Source organism: Streptomyces sp. TLI_55 (genome assembly GCF_900206255.1).
Taxonomy (GTDB): domain Bacteria; phylum Actinomycetota; class Actinomycetes; order Streptomycetales; family Streptomycetaceae; genus Streptomyces; species Streptomyces aquilus.
Genome location: NZ_OAOJ01000001.1, coordinates 613,627 through 633,579 on the forward strand (window position 1 = coordinate 613,627; position 19,953 = coordinate 633,579).

14 protein-coding genes are annotated in these 19,953 nt (G+C 71.2%); 11 read left to right on the forward strand and 3 right to left on the reverse strand.

The window, feature by feature from the left end; genetic code table 11:
• Nucleotides 1–39: 39 nt before the first annotated feature.
• Nucleotides 40–843: a VOC family protein gene (locus CRP56_RS03045; RefSeq protein ID WP_097259894.1), complete on the forward strand. Its 804-nt coding sequence runs from the start codon at nt 40–42 to the stop codon at nt 841–843.
• Here the strand turns inward: CRP56_RS03045 and glgX are convergent.
• A complete protein-coding gene (gene glgX, locus CRP56_RS03050; RefSeq protein WP_179850938.1) occupies nt 815–2,968 on the reverse strand; it encodes a glycogen debranching protein GlgX in 2,154 nt (717 codons plus the stop codon). The genes CRP56_RS03045 and glgX overlap by 29 nt on opposite strands.
• A complete protein-coding gene (locus tag CRP56_RS03055) occupies nt 2,965–3,450 on the reverse strand; it encodes a pep a2 (protein WP_097259896.1) in 486 nt (161 codons plus the stop codon). Before CRP56_RS03055 ends, glgX begins: the two co-directional genes overlap by 4 nt.
• 251 nt (nt 3,451–3,701) lie before the next feature.
• Here CRP56_RS03055 and CRP56_RS03060 point away from each other — a divergent pair, with 251 nt between their 5' ends.
• The 10 genes from CRP56_RS03060 to CRP56_RS03105 all read left to right on the forward strand — a co-directional run bounded on the left by CRP56_RS03060 (nt 3,702) and on the right by CRP56_RS03105 (nt 19,032).
• Nucleotides 3,702–4,001 (forward strand): DUF5133 domain-containing protein, encoded by a 300-nt coding sequence (locus CRP56_RS03060; protein WP_097259898.1) that lies wholly within the window; start codon nt 3,702–3,704, stop codon nt 3,999–4,001.
• A gap of 72 nt (nt 4,002–4,073) precedes the next feature.
• Nucleotides 4,074–6,056, forward strand: a complete 1,983-nt coding sequence (locus CRP56_RS03065) for an alpha-1,4-glucan--maltose-1-phosphate maltosyltransferase (RefSeq protein WP_097259900.1) — start codon at nt 4,074–4,076, stop codon at nt 6,054–6,056.
• Nucleotides 6,053–7,771: a maltose alpha-D-glucosyltransferase gene (gene treS, locus CRP56_RS03070; RefSeq protein ID WP_097259902.1), complete on the forward strand. Its 1,719-nt coding sequence runs from the start codon at nt 6,053–6,055 to the stop codon at nt 7,769–7,771. Before CRP56_RS03065 ends, treS begins: the two co-directional genes overlap by 4 nt.
• A gap of 26 nt (nt 7,772–7,797) precedes the next feature.
• On the forward strand, nt 7,798–9,183 hold the full coding sequence (locus tag CRP56_RS03075) for a maltokinase N-terminal cap-like domain-containing protein (protein ID WP_097259904.1): 1,386 nt from the start codon (nt 7,798–7,800) through the stop codon (nt 9,181–9,183).
• A 4-nt stretch (nt 9,184–9,187) separates the two neighbouring features.
• Nucleotides 9,188–11,389, forward strand: a complete 2,202-nt coding sequence (glgB, locus tag CRP56_RS03080; protein WP_097259906.1) for a 1,4-alpha-glucan branching enzyme — start codon at nt 9,188–9,190, stop codon at nt 11,387–11,389.
• A gap of 63 nt (nt 11,390–11,452) precedes the next feature.
• Nucleotides 11,453–12,538, forward strand: a complete 1,086-nt coding sequence (locus tag CRP56_RS03085; RefSeq protein ID WP_097259908.1) for a glutamate--cysteine ligase 2 — start codon at nt 11,453–11,455, stop codon at nt 12,536–12,538.
• A gap of 157 nt (nt 12,539–12,695) precedes the next feature.
• Nucleotides 12,696–14,597, forward strand: a complete 1,902-nt coding sequence (locus CRP56_RS03090; RefSeq protein ID WP_097259910.1) for an AMP-dependent synthetase/ligase — start codon at nt 12,696–12,698, stop codon at nt 14,595–14,597.
• Nucleotides 14,598–14,710: 113 nt separating this feature from the next.
• Nucleotides 14,711–15,115: an ATP-binding protein gene (locus CRP56_RS03095; RefSeq protein WP_373559625.1), complete on the forward strand. Its 405-nt coding sequence runs from the start codon at nt 14,711–14,713 to the stop codon at nt 15,113–15,115.
• A gap of 201 nt (nt 15,116–15,316) precedes the next feature.
• Nucleotides 15,317–16,681 carry an NAD(P)/FAD-dependent oxidoreductase gene (locus tag CRP56_RS03100; RefSeq protein WP_179850939.1) on the forward strand — a complete coding sequence of 455 codons (1,365 nt, stop codon included), beginning with the start codon at nt 15,317–15,319 and terminating at the stop codon, nt 16,679–16,681.
• 155 nt (nt 16,682–16,836) lie between these two features.
• Nucleotides 16,837–19,032 carry an FUSC family protein gene (locus tag CRP56_RS03105; RefSeq protein ID WP_373559626.1) on the forward strand — a complete coding sequence of 732 codons (2,196 nt, stop codon included), beginning with the start codon at nt 16,837–16,839 and terminating at the stop codon, nt 19,030–19,032.
• Between the two features lie 43 nt (nt 19,033–19,075).
• On the opposite strand, the gene CRP56_RS03110 is transcribed toward CRP56_RS03105, so the two are convergent.
• On the reverse strand, nt 19,076–19,915 hold the full coding sequence (locus tag CRP56_RS03110; RefSeq protein WP_097259914.1) for a DUF1206 domain-containing protein: 840 nt from the start codon (nt 19,913–19,915) through the stop codon (nt 19,076–19,078).
• Nucleotides 19,916–19,953 lie beyond the last annotated feature (38 nt).

Sequence of the window (19,953 nt, forward strand, 5' to 3'; positions counted from 1 at the left end):
CTGTGGCTGCCCGGCCGGCGAGACCAGGACGCGACTGCCATGAATCACGACATGAAACTTCCCCGTGGGACGACGGATGTCGTCTCCACGCACTCCGTGTTCGGCGCACCCTGCTGGGTGAGCCTAGCCAGCCGCGACCTGGAGACCACCGAGGGCTTCTACACCGCGGTGCTGGGCTGGGAGTGGCGGCCGGCCAAGCTCGGCGACCGGTTCCGGATGGCGGTGGTGGACGACACGCCGGTCGCGGGGATCGCCGCGGTGGCCACGATGTGGCAGATGGCCGTCGCCTGGACGCCGTACTTCGCGGTGGCCAGCGCCGACGAGGCCGTGGCCCGGGCGCAGGAACGGGGCGGCACCGCCGCGGTGGGCCCGCTGTCCTTCCCGCCGGGACGGGCGGCGCTGCTGGCCGACCGGGACGGAGCCGCCTTCGGGATCTGGGAGGGCGAGCTCTTCTCCGACTGGGAGAGCTGGCGGCGCGCGTCCCCCGCCTTCATCCGGCTGCACACCCGCGACGCCTTCGACGCCGCGATCTTCTACGGCGAGATCCTCGACTGGGCCTCGGACCGTCCCGGGTGCTGCGAGGTCACCTACGAGGGCGGCGAGGTCGTACTGCGCAGCCAGGGCGAGATCGTGGCGCGGATCGAGTCGGGCGCTCTCGGCGCGGCACCCGACCCGACCATCCGTCCGCACTGGCAGGTGCACTTCGCCGTGTCGGACGTCTCCGCCTGCGCCCGCGCCGCGGAGATCCACGGCGGCAGTGTCCTGTCGAAGACCGGCGACGAGGCGGTGCTGCGCGACCCCGACGGTGCCCAGTTCACCGTGACGTCGCGTCCCGCCCGCTGACCGGAGCGCTCGCCGAGGGTCGCGACAGCAGCACCAGGCTGCGCGCCCCGACGCTCACCACCGACTCCGCCTTGTGCTCCGCCTCGTCCGCGCCCTGGGGCTGCGCGGTGTCGATCAGCGTCGTCCAGCGTTCGCCGTACGCCGGTTCCGGCAGCCGGAAGTCCACCTGCTCCCAGTAGCTGTTCAGCAGCAGCAGGAAGGAGTCGTCGACCACCGGACGGCCGCACGCGTCGGGTTCGGCGATGGCGTCACCGTTGAGGAAGGCGGCGACGGAGTGCGCGTCGGGGCGCATCCAGTCGCCGTCGGTCATCTCGCGGGCGTCCGGCGCGAACCACACCAGGTCGGGCAGTGGCTGGCCCGCGTACGTCACGGTCTCGCCGCGGAAGAAGCGGCGGCGGCGCAGTGCGGGGTGGGCGGCGCGCAGGGCGACGACGTAGCGGGTGAAGTCGGCGAGATCACGCTGTTCGCCGGTCAGCCGCCAGTCGATCCAGGAGACCTCGTTGTCCTGGCAGTAGGCGTTGTTGTTGCCGCGCTGGGTGCGGCCGAGTTCGTCGCCGTGGCTGAGCATCGGGATGCCCTGGGACAGCAGCAGGGTGGCGATGAGGTTGCGCTGCTGACGGGCGCGCAGCTCCAGGATCTTCGGATCGCGGGTCTCCCCCTCGGCGCCGCAGTTCCAGGAGCGGTTGGTGCTCTCGCCGTCGCGATTGCCCTCGCCGTTGGCCTCGTTGTGCTTGTCGTTGTACGAGACGAGGTCGCGCAGCGTGAAACCGTCGTGCGCGGTCACGAAGTTGACGCTGGCGCGCGGGCGGCGCCGGCTGCGCTGGTACAGGTCGGAGGAGCCGGTCAGCCGGGACGCGAACTCGCCCAGCGAGCCGGGCTGGCCGCGCCAGAAGTCCCGTACGGTGTCCCGGTACTTGCCGTTCCACTCCGACCACAGCGGCGGGAAGTTGCCCACCTGGTAGCCGCCTTCACCGACGTCCCAGGGCTCGGCGATCAGCTTGACGCGGCTGATCACCGGGTCCTGCTGGATCAGGTCGAAGAACGCCGACAGCCGGTCCACCTCGTGGAACTGCCGGGCCAGCGTGGCCGCGAGGTCGAAGCGGAAGCCGTCGACATGCATCTCGGTCACCCAGTAGCGCAGCGAGTCCATGATGAGCTGAAGGACGTACGGGTGCCGCATCAGCAGGCTGTTGCCGGTGCCGGTGGTGTCGTAGTAGTGGCTCCAGTCGCCGTCCACCAGACGGTAGTAGGAGGCGTTGTCGATGCCGCGGAAGGAGAGCGTGGGGCCCTTCTCGTTGCCCTCGGCGGTGTGGTTGTAGACGACGTCCAGGATCACTTCGAGGCCGGCCGCGTGCAGCGCCTTCACCATCGACTTGAACTCGGCGACCTGGCCGCCGCGGGTGCCGTGGGCGGCGTAGCCGTTGTGCGGGGCGAAGAAGCCGATCGTGTTGTAGCCCCAGTAGTTGGACAGACCGCGGTCCTGGAGGACGCCGTCGTGGACGAACTGGTGGACGGGCATCAGCTCGACCGCGGTCACCCCGAGGGACGTCAGATGTTCGACGACCGCGGGGTGGGCCAACCCGGCGTAGGTGCCGCGGAGTTCGGCGGGGACGTCGGGGTGGGTGCGGGTCAGGCCGCGGACGTGGGTCTCGTAGATGACCGTGTCGGCGTACGGCCGGCGCGGCGGCTGGTCCGCGCCCCAGTCGAAGGCGGGGTCCGTGACCACGCCGAGCAGGGTGTGCCCGGCACTGTCGGCCTCGGGGGCGTAGAACGAGGGGTCGTTGTCCATGTCGCCGTCCACCGCCCTGGCGTACGGGTCCAGGAGCAGCTTCGCCGGGTCGCAGCGGTGGCCGAGTTCCGGATGCCAGGGTCCGTGCACCCGGTAGCCGTAGCGCTGCCCCGGACCGATCCCGGGCAGGTAGCAGTGCCACACGAAGCCGTCGACCTCGGCGAGCGGGACGCTGTGGTGACTGCCGTCGTCGTCGACGAGGACCAGTTCCACGCACTCGGCGACCTCGCTGAACAGCGCGAAGTTGGTGCCCTTGCCGTCGAACGACGCTCCCAACGGGTAGGGGTGCCCGTTCCAGACGGGCACCCCTGCCGTGCGTCGGCGCTTCGCGGTCACCGTGCGTCCTCCAGGACGCCGCCCACGACCGGTTCCTCGCGGGGCACCTGGAGCACCTCGCGCAGGCTCGGCGCGGGGGCCGTCGGCACCAGCGGGACACGCTCGCCGGCGCGGGCGCGCTGCGAGAACCAGATGACCTTGCTGCCGGTCTCGGTGGCGCAGCAGCCCCAGCCGTCGCTCATGGCGGCGATGTGCGCCAGGCAGCTGCGCAGGTCCTGGTCCGGGCGCAGGTCGCGGTCGTTGTCACCGATCGCGGTGATCAGATGCTGGCCGTTCCACCACATCTCGATCGAGGTCTCCTTGTCGGTCGCGTGCTCGTCGATGGCCCTCAGCAGCATTTCGGCACCGCGACAGACGGGCTCGACGAGGGTGTCGAGATCCCAGTACCGGAGATGAGCGGCCAGAATTCGCTTGACCTGGCCGACCCGTTCCGGGGTGACTTCCACGTCGAGGTGGTAGTAGCAGGGCACTGCGGTCTTCATCTTCGTTCGCTCCTCACCGGCGAAGCTCCGCCTTCACCTCGACCCTGGCGGGCCGAGCCCCGAACGCGCAGCGTGAGCAGTGATCGCTCCTGAGTGACCTCAAGCGTGCGGTCGCTACGCCATTCGTGCAACACGAGCAGATCAACGGCTGGATCGCCGTCCGATGCGCGATGGTTGAAGATCCAACAAGACGCTGCGTCGTCGCACGTGCACCATGAGTGAGACCCCCCCCACGGAAGGTGAACCGCGCCATGCTGCTACCGGCCAAGGCCGAAGTCGCCCGGCAACTGCGGCGGTACCGGGCCTGGGAGCGCGTGATGCTCGCCTCCCCAGCCGACCGCACGGTCCGGGCCACCTTCGAGGACTCGGGCTACACCCTCTGCGTGCTCATGGGGAAGCGTTGCGCACGAGAGGCCGCCGACGCCGCCGAACGCTATCTGCGGATGGGCGTCGTCACGTACCTCCAGGAGCAGGACACGCAGCTGTGTGCCACCGCCCCGGTGCACCGGGGCCCGCCGGTGGAGCTCACCCGTTCTCCCGCGGGGAGGTAGTCCCTTCCGGCGCAGCTTGGATCCCCGGCCGGGCCCCATGGCCCGGCCCTCGGCACGGCGGAGGCGAGACCCATGAGTGCGAGCGAGATCATCGGCCGTATCCCGGTACGGGACGTCCGGCCCGCCGTCGACGGCGGCAGCAGCCCGGCCAAGGCGGTCGAGGGCGAGACCTTCCAGGTGACCGCCACGGTGTTCCGCGAGGGACATGACGCGGTCGCCGCGAACGTCGTCCTCACCGACCCCGAGGGCCGGCCGGGCCCCTGGACGCCGATGCGTGAGCTCGCACCCGGCACCGACCGCTGGGGCGCCGACGTCACCCCCGGCTCGGTGGGCCACTGGACCTTCCATGTCGAGGCCTGGGGCGACCCGATCGCCACCTGGCGCCGGCACGCCGGCATCAAGATCCCCGTCGGTCTCGACGTCGGCCTCGTCCTGGAGGAGGGCGGCGACCTCTACGAACGGGCGGCCGCCGGAGTGCCCGAGGCTTCCGGTCAGGCGCTGGTGCTGGCCGCGGCGGACGCCCTGCGCGACGACTCGCTGAGCGTGTCGGCCCGGTTGGGGGCGGCGTTGACGCCGGAGGTGGACGCGGTCCTGGCGGCGCATCCGCTGCGGGAGTTCGTCACCGCCTCCGGGCCGCTGCCCCTGCTGGTCGAGCGGGAGCGGGCCCTGTACGGGTCCTGGTACGAGTTCTTCCCGCGCTCCGAGGGCACCCCCGAACGCCCGCACGGCACCTTCCGTACCGCGGCGCGCCGGCTGCCGGCGATCGCCGCGATGGGCTTCGACGTCGTCTACCTGCCGCCCATCCACCCGATCGGGACGACGTTCCGCAAGGGCCCGAACAACACCCTGGCGGCCGGTCCGGACGATGTCGGGGTGCCGTGGGCGATCGGCTCGCCCGAGGGCGGCCACGACGCGATCCACCCCGACCTGGGCACGATCGAGGACTTCGACCACTTCGTGCAGGAAGCCGGACGGCACGGCCTGGAGATCGCGCTGGACTTCGCGTTGCAGTGCTCCCCGGACCATCCCTGGGTGCAAAAACACCCCGAGTGGTTCCATCACCGTCCGGACGGCACCATCGCGTACGCGGAGAATCCGCCGAAGAAGTACCAGGACATCTATCCCATCGCCTTCGACGCGGACCTGGACGGTCTGGTCGCCGAGACGGAGCGGGTGCTGCGGCACTGGATGGACCACGGGGTGCGGATCTTCCGGGTCGACAACCCGCACACCAAGCCGGTCGTGTTCTGGCAGAAGGTGATCGCGGACATCAACGCCACCGACCCGGACGTGATCTTCCTGGCGGAGGCGTTCACCCGTCCGGCGATGATGCACACCCTGGGGCAGATCGGCTTCCAGCAGTCGTACACGTACTTCACCTGGCGCAACACCAAGCAGGAGCTCACCGAGTACCTGACCGAGCTGTCGGGGGAGGCGGCCGCCTACATGCGGCCCAACTTCTTCGCCAACACCCCCGACATCCTGCACGCCTACCTCCAGCACGGCGGCCGGCCCGCCTTCGAGGTCCGTGCCGTCCTGGCCGCCACCCTCTCCCCCACCTGGGGCATCTACAGCGGCTACGAACTGTGCGAGAACACCCCGCTCAGGCAGGGCAGCGAGGAGTACCTGAACTCGGAGAAGTACCAGCTCCGCCCCCGCGACTGGGAGACGGAGAAGGACAACATCACCCCCCTCGTCACCCGGCTGAACGAGATCAGGCGCCGCCACCCGGCCCTCCACCGCCTCCGGAACATCCGCTTCCACGCCACCGACAACGACGCCGTCATCGCGTACAGCAAGCGCACCGGTTCGGACACGGTTCTGGTGGTCGCCAACCTCGACCCTCACCACACCCAGGAGGCCACGGTCTCGTTGGACATGCGGCAACTCGGCCTGGACGGGAACGCATCCATGTCGGTGCACGACGAACTGACGGGTGAGACCTACCAGTGGGGCAGGAGCAACTATGTGCGCCTGGCCCCCGGCCGGGCACCCGCGCACGTGCTCCACGTCCAGCCGTCGGCACCGCAGAGCGGAGGGTCCAGCGCGTCATGACTGTCAACGAGCCCGTCCACGACACCTTCGAGGACACCCCGGCAAAAGACCGGGACCCCGACTGGTTCAAGCGCGCCGTCTTCTACGAGGTACTCGTCCGCTCCTTCCAGGACAGCAACGGCGACGGCGTCGGCGACCTCAAGGGCCTGACCGCCAAGCTCGACTACCTGCAATGGCTCGGCGTCGACTGCCTCTGGCTGCCGCCCTTCTTCAAGTCACCGCTGCGCGACGGCGGTTACGACGTCTCCGACTACACCGCCGTCCTCCCCGAGTTCGGTGACCTCGCCGACTTCGTGGAGTTCGTCGACGCCGCCCACCAGCGCGGCATGCGCGTCATCATCGACTTCGTCATGAACCACACCAGCGACCAGCACCCGTGGTTCCAGGAGTCGCGCAACAACCCCGACGGTCCGTACGGCGACTACTACATGTGGGCCGACGACGACAAGCAGTACGCCGACGCCCGCATCATCTTCGTCGACACCGAGGCCTCCAACTGGACGTACGACCCGGTCCGCCAGCAGTACTTCTTCCACCGCTTCTTCTCCCACCAGCCCGACCTCAACTACGAGAACCCGGCGGTGCAGGAGGAGATCCTGGCGGCCCTGCGCTTCTGGCTGGACCTCGGCATCGACGGCTTCCGCCTCGACGCCGTCCCCTATCTGTACGCGGCCGAGGGCACGAACTGCGAGAACCTGCCGCCCACCCACGAGTTCCTGAGGCGCGTGCGCCGCGAGATCGACCTCATGTACCCGGACACGGTGCTGCTGGCGGAGGCGAACCAGTGGCCCGAGGACGTCGTCGACTACTTCGGCGACTTCCGGTCCGGCGGGGACGAATGCCACATGGCCTTCCACTTCCCGGTCATGCCCCGCATCTTCATGGCCGTACGACGTGAGTCCCGCTACCCGGTCTCGGAAATCCTCGCCAAGACCCCGGCCATTCCGTCCGGTTGCCAGTGGGGCATCTTCCTGCGCAACCACGACGAGCTGACCCTGGAGATGGTCACCGACGAGGAACGCGACTACATGTGGGCCGAGTACGCGAAAGACCCGCGGATGCGCGCCAACATCGGCATCCGGCGGCGCCTGGCACCTCTGCTCGACAACGACCGGGACACCATCGAGCTGTTCACCGCCCTGCTGCTGGCGCTGCCCGGCTCGCCGATCCTGTACTACGGCGACGAGATCGGCATGGGCGACAACATCTGGCTCGGCGACCGCGACGCGGTCCGCACCCCGATGCAGTGGACCCCGGACCGCAACGCCGGCTTCTCCACGGCCGATCCCGGACGTCTGAACCTGCCGATCATCATGGACCCGGTCTACGGGCACCAGGTCACCAACGTCGAGGCATCGATGGCCTCGCCGTCCTCCCTGCTGCACTGGACCCGCCGCATGATCGAGATCCGCAAGCAGAACCCGGCGTTCGGCCTCGGCTCGTACACCGAACTCCAGTCCTCCAACCCCGCTGTGCTGGCCTTCCTGCGGGAGTACGAGGACGACCTGGTCCTGTGCGTGAACAACTTCTCGCGGTTCGCCCAGCCCACCGAGCTGGACCTCCGTGAGTTCGACGGCCGGCACCCGGTCGAGCTGTTCGGCGGGGTGCGGTTCCCGGCCATCGGTGAACTGCCGTATCTGCTGACTCTCGGCGGGCACGGCTTCTACTGGTTCCGGCTCTCCCGAGTCGCATCCCGCATCGGCCGACGCTCTTGAGCGTGCCGACGAAAGGACGCGTCACCATGCCGAAGACCGCATTCCCGAGCCCGAGCGACACGGCCGTCGTGGGGCCCATGGCCTCACTGGCCGGGCTGCTGCGCGAGTGGCTGCCCCGGCAGCGCTGGTTCGCGGGCAAGGACCGGCCCGTCACGGACCTGGTACTCCTGTCCCTGACGGAGCTGTTCCCGGGCTGTCTGCATCTGCTGGTCCGCACCGGACACACGCCCGTCCCCGCCCCCGGCGGCACCACGACCGGGTCCGGGGACTGCTACCAGCTGCTCCTCGGCGTCCGTAAGCATCTGTCGCCGCGGCTCGGCCGGGCGCTGATCGGGCGGGCGGAGTCCGGACCGCTGGCCGGGCTGACGGTGTTCGACGCGTTGCAGGACCCGCGTTCGGCGCAGCTGCTCCTGGAGCGGCTGCGGCATCCGGGCGCGGCGGGCCCGCTGCGCTTCGAGGCCGACCCGGCGGCGTCCGTGCCGACCGGGCTGGTGCCGCGGGTGCTGGACGCCGAACAGTCGAACTCCTCGCTGGTGTACGGCGACGCGTTCATCCTGAAGGTCTTCCGGCGGGTCCAGCCGGGGGTCAACCCCGACCTGGAGGTGCCGGGCGCGCTGGCCGGGCAGGGCTGCCGTCGGGTGCCCGCGCCCGTGGCCTGGTTCCGGACGACGCATCCGTACGGGGCCACGCTCGGTGTGCTCCAGCCGTTCCTGCCCGACGCCGCCGACGGCTGGACGCTGGCGCTGGAGGCGCTGGCCCGCGGCGACGACTTCACGGCGCAGGCCCGTGAGCTGGGCCAGGCCATGGCGGACGTCCATCTCGCCCTGGCCGCGGCGTTTCCCGTCGAGGCGGGCACGACCGGCGGACCCGCCGACGATCAGAACAGCCGCACGGCGGCCGCGATGACCGAGCGGCTGGCGTCCGCCGCGCACTGCGTGCCCGCCCTCCAGCCCTTCGTGCCGCGGCTGCGGACGGCGTTCGCCGCGCTGGAGGGCTGCGACGCCGGGCCTCCCGCGCAGCGCATCCACGGCGACTTGCATCTGGGCCAGGTGCTGCGGGCCGGGCGCGAGTGGTTCGTGATCGACTTCGAGGGCGAGCCGTCCCGTCCGCTCGCCGAACGCCGCAGCCCCCACTCCCCGGTCCGGGACATCGCCGGGATGCTGCGTTCCTTCGACTACGCCGCCCGGCAGCGCCGCCCCTGGCGCCCGGAGTGGGCGCGCCGCTGCCGGGAGGCCTTCTGCGCCGGCTACGCCGCCCGGGCCGGCTGGGACCCCCGCAAGAAACACGGTCTGCTCCGCGCCTACGAGACGGACCGAGCCGTGTACGAAGTGCTGTACGAGGCCAGACACCGTCCGGACTGGCTCCCGGTACCGATGGCGGCGATCGAGCGACTCGCCGTAAGGGGAGGCTGAAGCCATGGCCCTGCGTGACACCTCACCCCCCGAGGCGGGCGGCCCGGTCCCCTGCCGTGCCGCGCCCGCCCTGGACCCCGGCGACCGCGCCCGGCTGCTGGCGGGCGCCCACCACGACCCGCACGCCCTGCTGGGCGCCCATCCGGTGCCCGGCGGGATCGTGTTCCGCGCCCTGCGTCCCTTCGCGCGCGCGGTGAGCGTGGTCGTCGACGGGAAGCGCAGCCGGCTCGTCTCCGAGGGCGAGGGTCTCTTCACCGGCGTACTCCCGCTGGCGACGATCCCCTCGTACACCCTGCTGGTGGCGTACGAGGACGGCGAGCACGAGGTCCACGACCCGTACCGCTTCCTGCCCGCCCTCGGCGAGACCGATCTGCATCTCATCCGTGAGGGCCGGCACGAGCAGCTGTGGAAGGCGCTCGGCGCCGAGCCGATGACCCACCAGGGCGTGACCGGCACCCGCTTCACCGTGTGGGCGCCCAACGCGCAGGGTGTGCGGGTCGCCGGCGACTTCACGTGCTGGGACGGGACGGCGTTCCCGATGCGGTCGCTCGGTGCGGCCGGGGTGTGGGAGCTGTTCCTGCCGGGGATCGGGGAGGGCACCCGGTACAAGTTCGAGATCACCTCCCGGTCGGGCCATCGCTTCTTGAAGGCGGACCCGATGGCCCGGCGCGCCGAGGTCCCGCCGGACACCGCGTCGATCGTGACCGTGTCGCACTACGAGTGGGACGACGCCGAGTGGATGGCCCACCGGGGCGATGTCCCGGTGCACGAGGCGCCGTTCTCCGTGTACGAGGTCCATCTGCCGTCCTGGCGGCCCGGGTTGACGTACCGTCAGCTCGCCGAGGAGCTTCCGGCGTACGTCAGGGATCTCGGGTTCACGCACGTCGAGTTGATGCCCGTCGCCCATCACCCCTTCAGCGGTTCGTGGGGCTACCAGGTGACCGGCTTCTACGCGCCGACGGCCCGGCTCGGCTCGCCGGACGACTTCAGGTATCTGGTCGACGCCCTGCACCGGGCCGGGATCGGCGTGATCATGGACTGGGTGCCCGCTCATTTCCCCAAGGACGACTGGGCGTTGGGCCGGTTCGACGGGGAGCCGCTGTACGAGCCCGGGGACTGGCGGCGGGCCGAGCATCCGGACTGGGGGACGTACGAGTTCGACTACGGGCGCGTCGAGGTGCGCAACTTCCTCGTCGCCAACGCCGTGTACTGGTGCGAGGAGTTCCACATCGACGGGCTGCGGGTGGACGCGGTCGCCTCGATGCTCTACCTCGACTACTCCCGGGACTCCGGCCAGTGGTCGCCCAATGTGTTCGGCGGCCGGGAGGACCTGGACGCGATGGCGTTCCTTCAGGAGATGAACGCGACCGTGTACCGCCGGGTGCCGGGGGTCATGACGATCGCCGAGGAGTCCACCGCCTGGGACGGGGTGACCCGGCCGACCGAGAGCGGCGGGCTGGGGTTCGGGCTGAAGTGGAACATGGGCTGGATGCACGACTCGCTCGGCTACATCGAGCACGAGCCGGTGCACCGCAAGTACCACCACCACGAGATGACCTTCTCGATGGTGTACGCGTACAGCGAGAACTACGTCCTCCCCATCTCCCACGACGAAGTCGTCCACGGCAAGCAGTCCCTGGTGTCGAAGATGCCCGGCGACTGGTGGCAGCAACGCGCCAACCACCGCGCGTACCTGGGCTTCATGTGGGCCCACCCGGGCAAGCAGCTCCTCTTCATGGGGCAGGAGTTCGCCCAGGGCGCGGAGTGGTCCGAGCCCGACGGCCCCGACTGGTGGCTGCTCGATCCCGACTACGGCGCCGAAGCCGATCACCGGGGCGTCCGGGACCTGGTCCGTGACCTCAACGGCCTCTACCGTCACACCCCGGCCCTCTGGCAGCGCGACACCACCCCGGACGGTTTCCAGTGGGTGGTCGGCGACGCGGCGGACGACAACGTCTTCGCGTTCCTGCGCTACGACGCCCACGGCGACCCTCTCCTCGCCGTGTCGAACTTCTCCCCCGTCGTCCGGCACGACTACCGTCTGGGCGTCCCCGGCGTCGTCCCCGCCTGGCGGGAGGTCCTCAACACGGACGCCGGGCGCTACGGCGGCAGCGGGGTCGGTACGGCCGATCCGGTCAAGCCGGAGGAGGGTGTCCTCGCGCTCACGCTGCCGCCGCTCGCCACGGTCTGGTTCACGCCCGTGTGATTGGCCTCCGCGTGGGCAGTCGGGGTACGGACCCCGCGTCATGGCAGAAGGGCGGCCCCCCACGTGCGCACCGTCGGAGTGGAGGAGGAACTCCTCCTTGTCGATCCGGAGACCGGCGAGCCCCGGGCTCTGTCCGCGGCCGTCCTCGCGCGGGCCGCGCTGGACGAGGCGGACGGGGAGGTGTTCGAGAAAGAACTGCACACCGAGATGCTGGAGTTCGCCACCCACCCGCAGTCGGAGATGGCGGAACTCCGTGCGGAGATCGTCCGCTGCCGCAAGGAGGGCGCGCGGCTCGCCGAGGGGCTCGGCTGCACGGTGGCGGCCCTGGCGACCTCGCCCTTGCCGGTCCAGCCCTCCATCGGGGTGGGACGCCGCTACCAGTGGATGGCGGAGCAGTACGGCATCACCAGCCGGGATCTGGTCCTCGGCTGTCACGTCCATGTGTCCGTGGAGTCCGACGCCGAGGGCGTCGCGGTGATCGACCGCATCCGGCCGTGGCTGTCGGTGCTGTCCGCGATCAGCGCCAACTCCCCGTTCTGGCAGGGCGGCGACACCCTCTACAGCAGCTATCGCAGCCGGGTGTGGCAGCGCTGGCCGTCGGCCGGGCCGACCGAGGTGTTCGGCTCGGCGGAGTGCTATCACCGGCGGGTCGCCGGCATGGTCGCCACGGGCGTGCTCCTCGACGAGGCGATGGTCTACTTCGACGCGCGACTGTCCCAGCGCTATCCGACGGTGGAGATCCGGGTCGCGGACGTCTGTCTGCAGGCGTCGACCGCCGTCCTGGTCGCGACCCTCGCCCGCGGCCTGGTGGAGACCGCGGCCCGCGAGTGGCGCGCGGGCCAAGAGCCGCTGCCGCACAGTGTGAGCCTGCTGCGGCTGGCCGCGTGGCGGGCCGCCCGCTCAGGGCTGACGGAGGAGCTGCTGCACCCGGCGACCATGCGCCGGATGCCCGCGGAGGCCGTCGTACGGGCGCTGCTGGACCACGTCGGCGAGGCGCTGGCGGAGACCGGTGACCTCGACTGCGCGCGGGAGGCCCTTCAGGAGCTGCTGCGGTACGGCAACGGGGCACGGGTCCAGCGGGAGCTGATGGAGCGGACCGGGAGTCTGCGGGAGGTCGTCAGGGAGTGTGCGCGCCGCACCCAGGCGTGAGAACCCGGCGGGGTGTCCCGCGGTAACGCCGAGATCACCAAACCGGCACTCCTTGTCGAATCCGGACACCGACCGCTCCCGCCTGGGCTACATTCAGGCACCGCCGATAACGGTTCTCACCGGTGGAGTCACACCCCGTACACATCAGGAGCAGCGCATGCGCGACGTGGCCCTCGCTCCCCCGTCCGTCTCCCCGCTGACCGGCGGGCTCGCCGACAGTGTCTTCGAGACGGCGGACCGCAATCCCACCCTGCCGATGCTCGCGCGCCGCTCCGGTCCCTCCGCCCCCTGGGAGGAAGTGACCGCCGTCGAGGTGCGGGACGAGGTGGTGGACCTGGCCAAGGGACTGGTGGCCTCCGGGATCGCGCCGGGGCACCGCGTGGCGATCATGGCGCGCACCCGGTACGAGTGGACGGTCCTCAGCCATGCCCTGTGGGCCGTGGGCGCCGAGGTCGTACCGCTCTATCCCACGTCGTCGCGCGACCAGGTGGAGTGGATCCTCCGGGACGCGGCCTGTGTCGGCGTGTTCGTCGAGGACGAGCAGAGCGTGATGACGGTCGGTTCGGTGTGCGCCTCGCTGCCCCGGCTGCGGCATGTCTGGCAGCTGGACACGGGGGCGCTGGAACAGCTCGTGGAGCGGGGCGCGTTCATTCCGTTCACGACGGTGGAGTCGCTGCGCCGCATCGTGCTGCCGGACTCCACCGCGGCGGTCGTCTACACGTCCGGCACCTCCGGCCGGCCGATGGGCTGTGCGGTGAGCCACCGGGGCCTGGCCAGCGCCTGCGACGTGCTGCTGGAAGGCTGGGGGCACACGGTGGTGCCGCCCGGCGGCCAGGGCAGCGTCCTCGCCTTCCTGCCCTTCTCCCATGTGTACGGACTGCTGGTGCAGAGCCTGTGCATCCGCGGCGGCCTGCTGATGGGGCACGAGCCGGATCTCAGCCCCGAGACGCTGTCGGCGTCCCTGCTGTCGTTCCGGCCCACCTACTTCTGCGGTGTGCCGTCGCTCTTCGAGAAGATCTACAAGAACTTCCTGCGGATGGCCCAGCAGTCGGGCCGCGGCGCCCTGTTCGAGCGGGCCGCGGAGACCGCCCGGGACTTCGCGGCGGCCGTCGAACGCCACCGGCTGGGCCTGGGCCCGGGTCCCGGCCTGGACCTGCGGCTCCAGCACGCGCTGTACGAACGCACGGTGTACCGCAGGCTGCGGGCCGCGCTGGGCGGCCGGGTGCTGCGCGCGGCCTCGGGCGGGTCGCCGCTGGGCCGTGAGCTGTGCCTGTTCTACGAGGGCATCGGCCTCTACGTGAACGACGCCTACGGACTGACCGAGACGAGCGGCGGCATCACGGCGCAGCCCGTGGGCCTGGAGAAGTCCGGCACCGTCGGACAGGCCCTGCCCGGGACGGACATCCGGGTGGCCGACGACGGGGAGATCCTGGTGCGCGGCCCCTCGGTGTTCCAGGGGTACGTCAACGACGAGGCCGCCACCCGGGCGGCGCTCGGCAGCGGCTGGCTGGCCACCGGAGACCTGGGATATCTCGACCCCGAGGGCTATCTGACGATCACCGGCCGCAAGAAGGACATCGTCATCACCAGCGGCGGCAAGAGCGTGGCCCCGGCCTTCCTGGAACAGCGGCTGCGGATGCACCCGCTCATCCACCAGGCGGTGCTGGTCGGCGACAACCGGCCCTGCGTCGGGGCGCTGATCACCCTGGACCCGGACTTCCTGACCCACTGGCGCGCCGCGCTCGCCCTGCCGGGGGACGCGCCGAGCCGGGAGGCACGTGAGGAGAACGCGCTGCGGGAGGAGATCGGACGGGCGGTCGCCGCGGCGAACAGCTCCGTGTCCCGGTCGGAGTCCATCCGTGTCTTCCGGGTGCTGCCGGAGCCCTTCGACCGCACGAGTGCGCTGCTCACGCCGTCGATGAAGCTGCGCCGGGACGCGATCGTCGAGCACTACGCGTTCGAGATCGACGCGATGTACCAGGGCCGCTCGCACGGCACCCGGCAGCGGCTGCCCGAGGAACCGGCCGGCTGGGAGGACTCGGACAACGTCTTCCGGTGACAGAGGTAGCCCTGGGTCCGATTGACCTCGGCGCCTTCGGGAACTCGCACAAGCGCCGACGTCGAAGGACGCCGGCCGAACGACCTGGCCGACGAACTCGTAGGGACGACCTAGTGGCCTCCGTGGAGATCCCGAGCCGCACCACGAGCTTCCCGGGCGAGCCGCAGAGTGTGACGGGAGCGCGCCTCGCCGCGGAGGACTTCCTGTGCGTCCTGGCCGATGCCCGCCCGCCGGACGCGGTCGAGTACTGGCACGACATCCTGCTGGTCGTCACCGAACTGGCCGCCAACGCCGTGCAGTACGCGCCCGGGGAGTTCTCCCTGACCATGCGGCGGACCTTCGACGGTGTGCACGTGACGCTGCACGACTCCAACCCCACTCCGCCGGCCCCGCGGCCCTTCCATCCGCGCACCGGCGGTGGCGGGGTCGGCTGGCATCTGATCCAGACCCTGTGCCAGCAGGTGAGCGTCGTACCGGAGCGGGACGGCAAGGACGTGCATGTGTTCCTGCCCTGGTGAGACACACGACTTTCACGCGCAATCGGTGCACTCGCGCACCCGTGCGGGCATGGTGGGTCACGACACGTTCGTCTGCCTGCCGCACCCGGCTGGCGGAACGGCATCGGGCACGGTGGGATCGGTGGGATGGGCAGCAGCGATCCAGGGCAGACGAACGTCGTTCGACTCGGACCGCCGGAGCCGCAGAAGGGAAGAAACAACGTGACACGACCCAGGATTCTGGTGGTTGGCGCAGGCTTCGCCGGCGTGGAGTGCGTACGCCGGCTGGAGCGCAAACTCGGTGCCGACGAGGCCGACGTCACCCTGGTGACGCCGTTCGCCTACCAGCTCTACCTTCCGCTGCTCCCCCAGGTGGCCTCCGGGGTGCTGACACCCCAGTCGATCGCGGTGTCGCTGCGACGGAGCAAGAAGTACCGCACCCGGATCATCCCGGGCGGCGCGATCGGCGTGGACCTCAAGGCGAAGGTGTGCGTGATCCGCACCATCACCGACGAGATCGTCGACGAGCCGTTCGACTACATCGTGCTGGCGCCGGGCAGTGTGACCCGCACGTTCGACATCCCCGGGCTCACGGACCACGCGTTCGGCATGAAGACCCTGGCCGAGGCCGCCTACATCCGCGACCACGTCATCGCGCAGCTCGACCTCGCCGACGCCAGCCACGACGAGGCGGAGCGGGCCGCGCGGCTGCAGTTCGTGGTCGTCGGCGGCGGTTACGCGGGCACCGAGACCGCCGCCTGTCTGCAGAAGCTCACCCACGCCGCCGTCAAGCGCTACCCGCGCATCGACCCGGCGCTCATCAAGTGGCATCTGATCGACATCGCCCCGAAGCTGATGCCCGAACTGGGCGACAAGCTGGGCCGCACCGCGCAGGACATCCTCACCAAGCGCGGGATCGAGATCTCCCTCGGCACGTCCATCGCCAAGGCGGGTCCGGAGGAGGTCACCTTCACCGACGGCCGGGTGATCCCGACGCGCACGCTGATCTGGACGGCGGGTGTCGTGGCGAGCCCGCTCATCTCGACGCTGGGGGCCGAGACGCTCCGCGGGCGGCTCGTGGTCGGCGCGGACATGAAGATGCCGGGACAGGACGGGGTGTTCGCGCTCGGCGACTCCGCCGCGGTCCCGGACGAGGCCAAGGGCGAGGAGGGCGCGATCTGCCCGCCGACCGCGCAGCACGCGATGCGGCAGGGCAAGCACGTCGCGGACAACGTCATCGCCACGCTGCGGGGCGCGGCGACGACGCCGTACGTCCACAAGGACCTCGGTCTCGTCGTCGACCTCGGTGGCACGGACGCCGTGTCCAAGCCGCTGGGCATCGAACTGCGGGGCTTGCCCGCCCAGTTCGCGGCCCGCGGCTACCACTGGGCGGCGCTGCGCACCAATGTGGCCAAGGTCCGCGTCGCCACCAACTGGACGCTCAACGCGCTCGCCGGTGACGATTTCGTCCGCACGGGGTTCCAGGCCCGCAGGGCGGCCAAGCTCAAGGACTTCGAGTACACGAACGCGTACCTGACCCCGGAGCAGGTACGCGCCCACGTGGACGGAACGGAGCGCCAGGAATAGGCCGCCCCGGCGGACCGGGCCGCGGGAGACGGGCGATGCCGCACATGACGCGGGAGAACGACGCCCAACACAGGCGGCCCGATCCGCGGGACGGGGCAGGCCGTTGGTTTCGTGTCGTGACGAGGAGCGGGCGGGCGCGGGTGCGGGAGTTTGTCGTGGCGTCCGATCCTGGGCTGCTGCGGCTGACGGCCGGGCTGCGGACGGTGGGTGCCATCGCGCTGACGCTGGCCGTGCTCGCCCCGCTGGGCGCCGACGTGCCGCATCTGGTGGCGGGGGCGATCGCGGCGATGGTCGCCACGTTCGCCGTCCGGGACAAGGAACGTCCCGCGCAGGCCGGCACGCTCGCGCTGGGCCTGCCGGTCGCGCTGGCCGCCGTCACCCTGGGGGCGCTGCTCGGCTCCCATGTGGTCGCCGGCGACCTGTTCTTCGTCGCGCTGATCTTCTGCGCGGTCTACGGGCGACGCTTCGGCGACCGGGGCACCGCACTCGGGCTGATCGGGTTCCAGGTGTACTTCCTGTCCCTGTTCGTCGGCGCGACGGTGTCCGGACTGCCTTCGCTGTACGGGGCGATCGGCGTCGCCTTCGCGAGCAGCGCCCTGGTGCGGTTCGCCCTGGTACCGGAGACACCCGCGGGGACACTGGAGCGGCTGCGGTCCGCCTTCCGCGCCCGGCTGGCCCAGCTGGTGACCGCGCAGCTCGAACTGCTCGACGCGGGCCCCGAGGACGTCGACAAGGCCCTGGGGCACGTCCGCGAGGGCACCGCCCGGCTGCACGACACCGCGCTGATGATCCAGGGCCGGCTGGAGGCCGGGACCGCCGACGAGAGCGTGGCCCGGCTCGTGCAGCGGCGGGTGGCGGACGCCGAGGTGGCCGCCGAGCGGCTGGGCCTGTTGCTGCTGAGCGCGCGCAGCGCCGAGCGGGCGGACACGCTGACCCTGCATCTGCCGGGCGCGCCCGTGCCCGCGGGTGGGCTGCTGCCGGTGCGGGACAAGGCGACCGACACCCTGCGCCGGGATCTGGAGGCGCTGCGGCTGCTCGTCCTGCGGCCGGTGTCCGCGGGGCACGGCACGGCGCTGGCGCAGGTCCGCAACCGGCTTCTCGGCTACCGGGACGAGGAGAACCTGCCGGTCGCTCCGCCCGCCGTCCAGGACGTCTTCCGCGGCGTCGGCGAGACCGCGCGCGCGGTGCTGGGGCTGCGGGTCGCGCTCGACGGGCCGCAGGACGAGTCGGACGACAGCCCCGCCACGGCCCGCTCGCGGGAGGAGCTGGACGCCGAGGACGCGGCCATCGACGCGGGCGAGGAGGTGACGGAGGAGGAGCTCACGGGACTGCGGCGGCCGACGACCCGGGCGGCCGTGCAGGTGGCGGTGGGGTCGTTGCTGGCCATCGTGGGCGGGGAGCTGCTGTCCAGTCAGCGCTGGTACTGGGCGGTGCTGACCTGCTGGATCGTGTTCATCAACACCGCCTCCACGGGCGAGATCCTGGTCAAGGGCTACCGGCGGCTGGTCGGCACGGTCCTCGGGGTGGTGGCGGGCATCGGGCTGGCGGCGTTGGTCGGGCCGCACACCTGGACGGCGTTCGCGCTGGTGCTGGTGTGCGTGTTTTTGATGTTCTACACGGCGCCGCTGTCGTACACGCTGATGTCGTTCTTCGTGACCGCGGCGCTGGGGCTGCTGTACACCCTGCTGCACACCTACAGCTTCTCGGTGCTGGTGCTGCGGATCGAGGAGACGGCGCTCGGGGCGGCGTGCGGGGTGCTCGCGGCGGCGCTGGTGCTGCCGGTGCGGACGGACCGGCGTACCAACGATCTGCTGGTCGCCGTCCTTGACCGGCTCGCGGACGTCACCGAGACGGCCGTGGACCAGCTCAGCGGCGGGCCGCCGGCCGATCTGCTGGACCGGGCGCGCGACCTGGACCAGGCGCTGGCCGATCTGCGGGCCGCCACCCAGCCGCTCACGCATCCCGTCACGCCGTTGCGGGCCCGGCGGGACACGGCGCGGTACGTCGTGGCCCTGCTGGAGACCTGTGCCTACCAGGCGCGGGCCCTGGCCGCGACCGCGGAACTCCTGCCGACGCATCCCTCGATCGCGGCGGACCCACGCCTGCGCGGTGCCGGGCAGCGCATCCTGCGCAACATCCGCGCCATCGCCGCCCACGTCGCCGACGAACACTCCACCGACGAGGTCAGAACGGGACCGAGCATCGCCGCGCTGCTGGAGACCGGTGGTCCCGACGCGCCCCGCTTCGGCCGGGTGACGGACCGGGTGCTGCGGCATCTGGGCCGCCTGGACGAGGGGGTGGTGGGCCTGGCCCGCCCCCTACGGGTGCCGGTGGCCCGGCCACAGGCGTGAGGCCGACGAGCGTCGCACCTCACGCCTGCCGCCGGCGCCGGCCTCACACCCTGCGCCACCTCGCCAGGGCGAACGAGAACAGGCCGAACAGCACCAGGCCGGCCGCCACGCAGGCCAGCAGCCACGGGCCCAGCGGGGTGTCGGCGAAGGACCGGAGGGTGTCGTCGAGGCCTTTGGCCTTGTCGGGTTCGTAGTCGACCGCGGCCCGGACGGCGAAGGCTCCGGCCGTCGCGAACACCAGACCGCGTGCCGCGCCCCCGCCGACGCCCGTGACGTCCACCAGACGCCGCGTCCACGGGGACATCTCGCCGAGCTTGAAATCCTCCTGGTACGACCGCATGAGCGCCCGGACCCCGATCCACACCCCCGCCACGGCGACCCCGACCCCGGCCAGCGCCACGAGCCACTGACCGGCAGGCATCTCCAGGACCTTCGCGGTGACGTCCTTGGACTGCTTGTCGCTCGCCCCCTGGCCGCCCCCGCCCGCCCCGGCCGCGAACGACAGCACGGAGTAGGCGACGAAGCCGTAGAAGACACACCGGACCACCGCCAGCAGCCGCTTCTTCGCCGTACGCCCGTCCCGTCCGACCGAGCCGAACAGCGCCTCGGACAGCCGCCACAGGGCCATGCCGACGAGCCCGGCGCCCAGCGCCCACAGCAGGACGGACCCGAAGGGCTTGTCGGACAGCTCGGCGAGGGCGCCGCCGCGGTCGGCCTGGCGTTTTCCGTCACCGAAGGCGATCTGCAGCGCCAGCGCGCCGACCAGCAGGTAGATCACACCGCGGGCGACGAGCCCCGCGCGGGCCGCGCCCTCGGTCACCGAGCCGCGGGCCGCGCGTTCGGCGTCCCTACGGCCCGCACGGGCGGTGGCAGTCGCATTCATCTCGGCCTCCCGCCCTCCGAATGCCCAGGGCGCGGCCC

Excerpts from the sequence above, each read along its gene's own strand:
- CRP56_RS03045 (WP_097259894.1), top strand. The coding sequence starts at position 40 with ATGAATCACGACATGAAACTTCCCCGTGGGACGACGGATGTCGTCTCC.
- CRP56_RS03055 (WP_097259896.1), bottom strand. The coding sequence starts at position 3,450 with ATGAAGACCGCAGTGCCCTGCTACTACCACCTCGACGTGGAAGTCACC.
- CRP56_RS03060 (WP_097259898.1), top strand. The coding sequence starts at position 3,702 with ATGCTGCTACCGGCCAAGGCCGAAGTCGCCCGGCAACTGCGGCGGTAC.
- CRP56_RS03065 (WP_097259900.1), top strand. The coding sequence starts at position 4,074 with ATGAGTGCGAGCGAGATCATCGGCCGTATCCCGGTACGGGACGTCCGG.
- treS (WP_097259902.1), top strand. The coding sequence starts at position 6,053 with ATGACTGTCAACGAGCCCGTCCACGACACCTTCGAGGACACCCCGGCA.
- CRP56_RS03075 (WP_097259904.1), top strand. The coding sequence starts at position 7,798 with ATGCCGAAGACCGCATTCCCGAGCCCGAGCGACACGGCCGTCGTGGGG.
- glgB (WP_097259906.1), top strand. The coding sequence starts at position 9,188 with ATGGCCCTGCGTGACACCTCACCCCCCGAGGCGGGCGGCCCGGTCCCC.
- CRP56_RS03090 (WP_097259910.1), top strand. The coding sequence starts at position 12,696 with ATGCGCGACGTGGCCCTCGCTCCCCCGTCCGTCTCCCCGCTGACCGGC.
- CRP56_RS03110 (WP_097259914.1), bottom strand. The coding sequence starts at position 19,915 with ATGAATGCGACTGCCACCGCCCGTGCGGGCCGTAGGGACGCCGAACGC.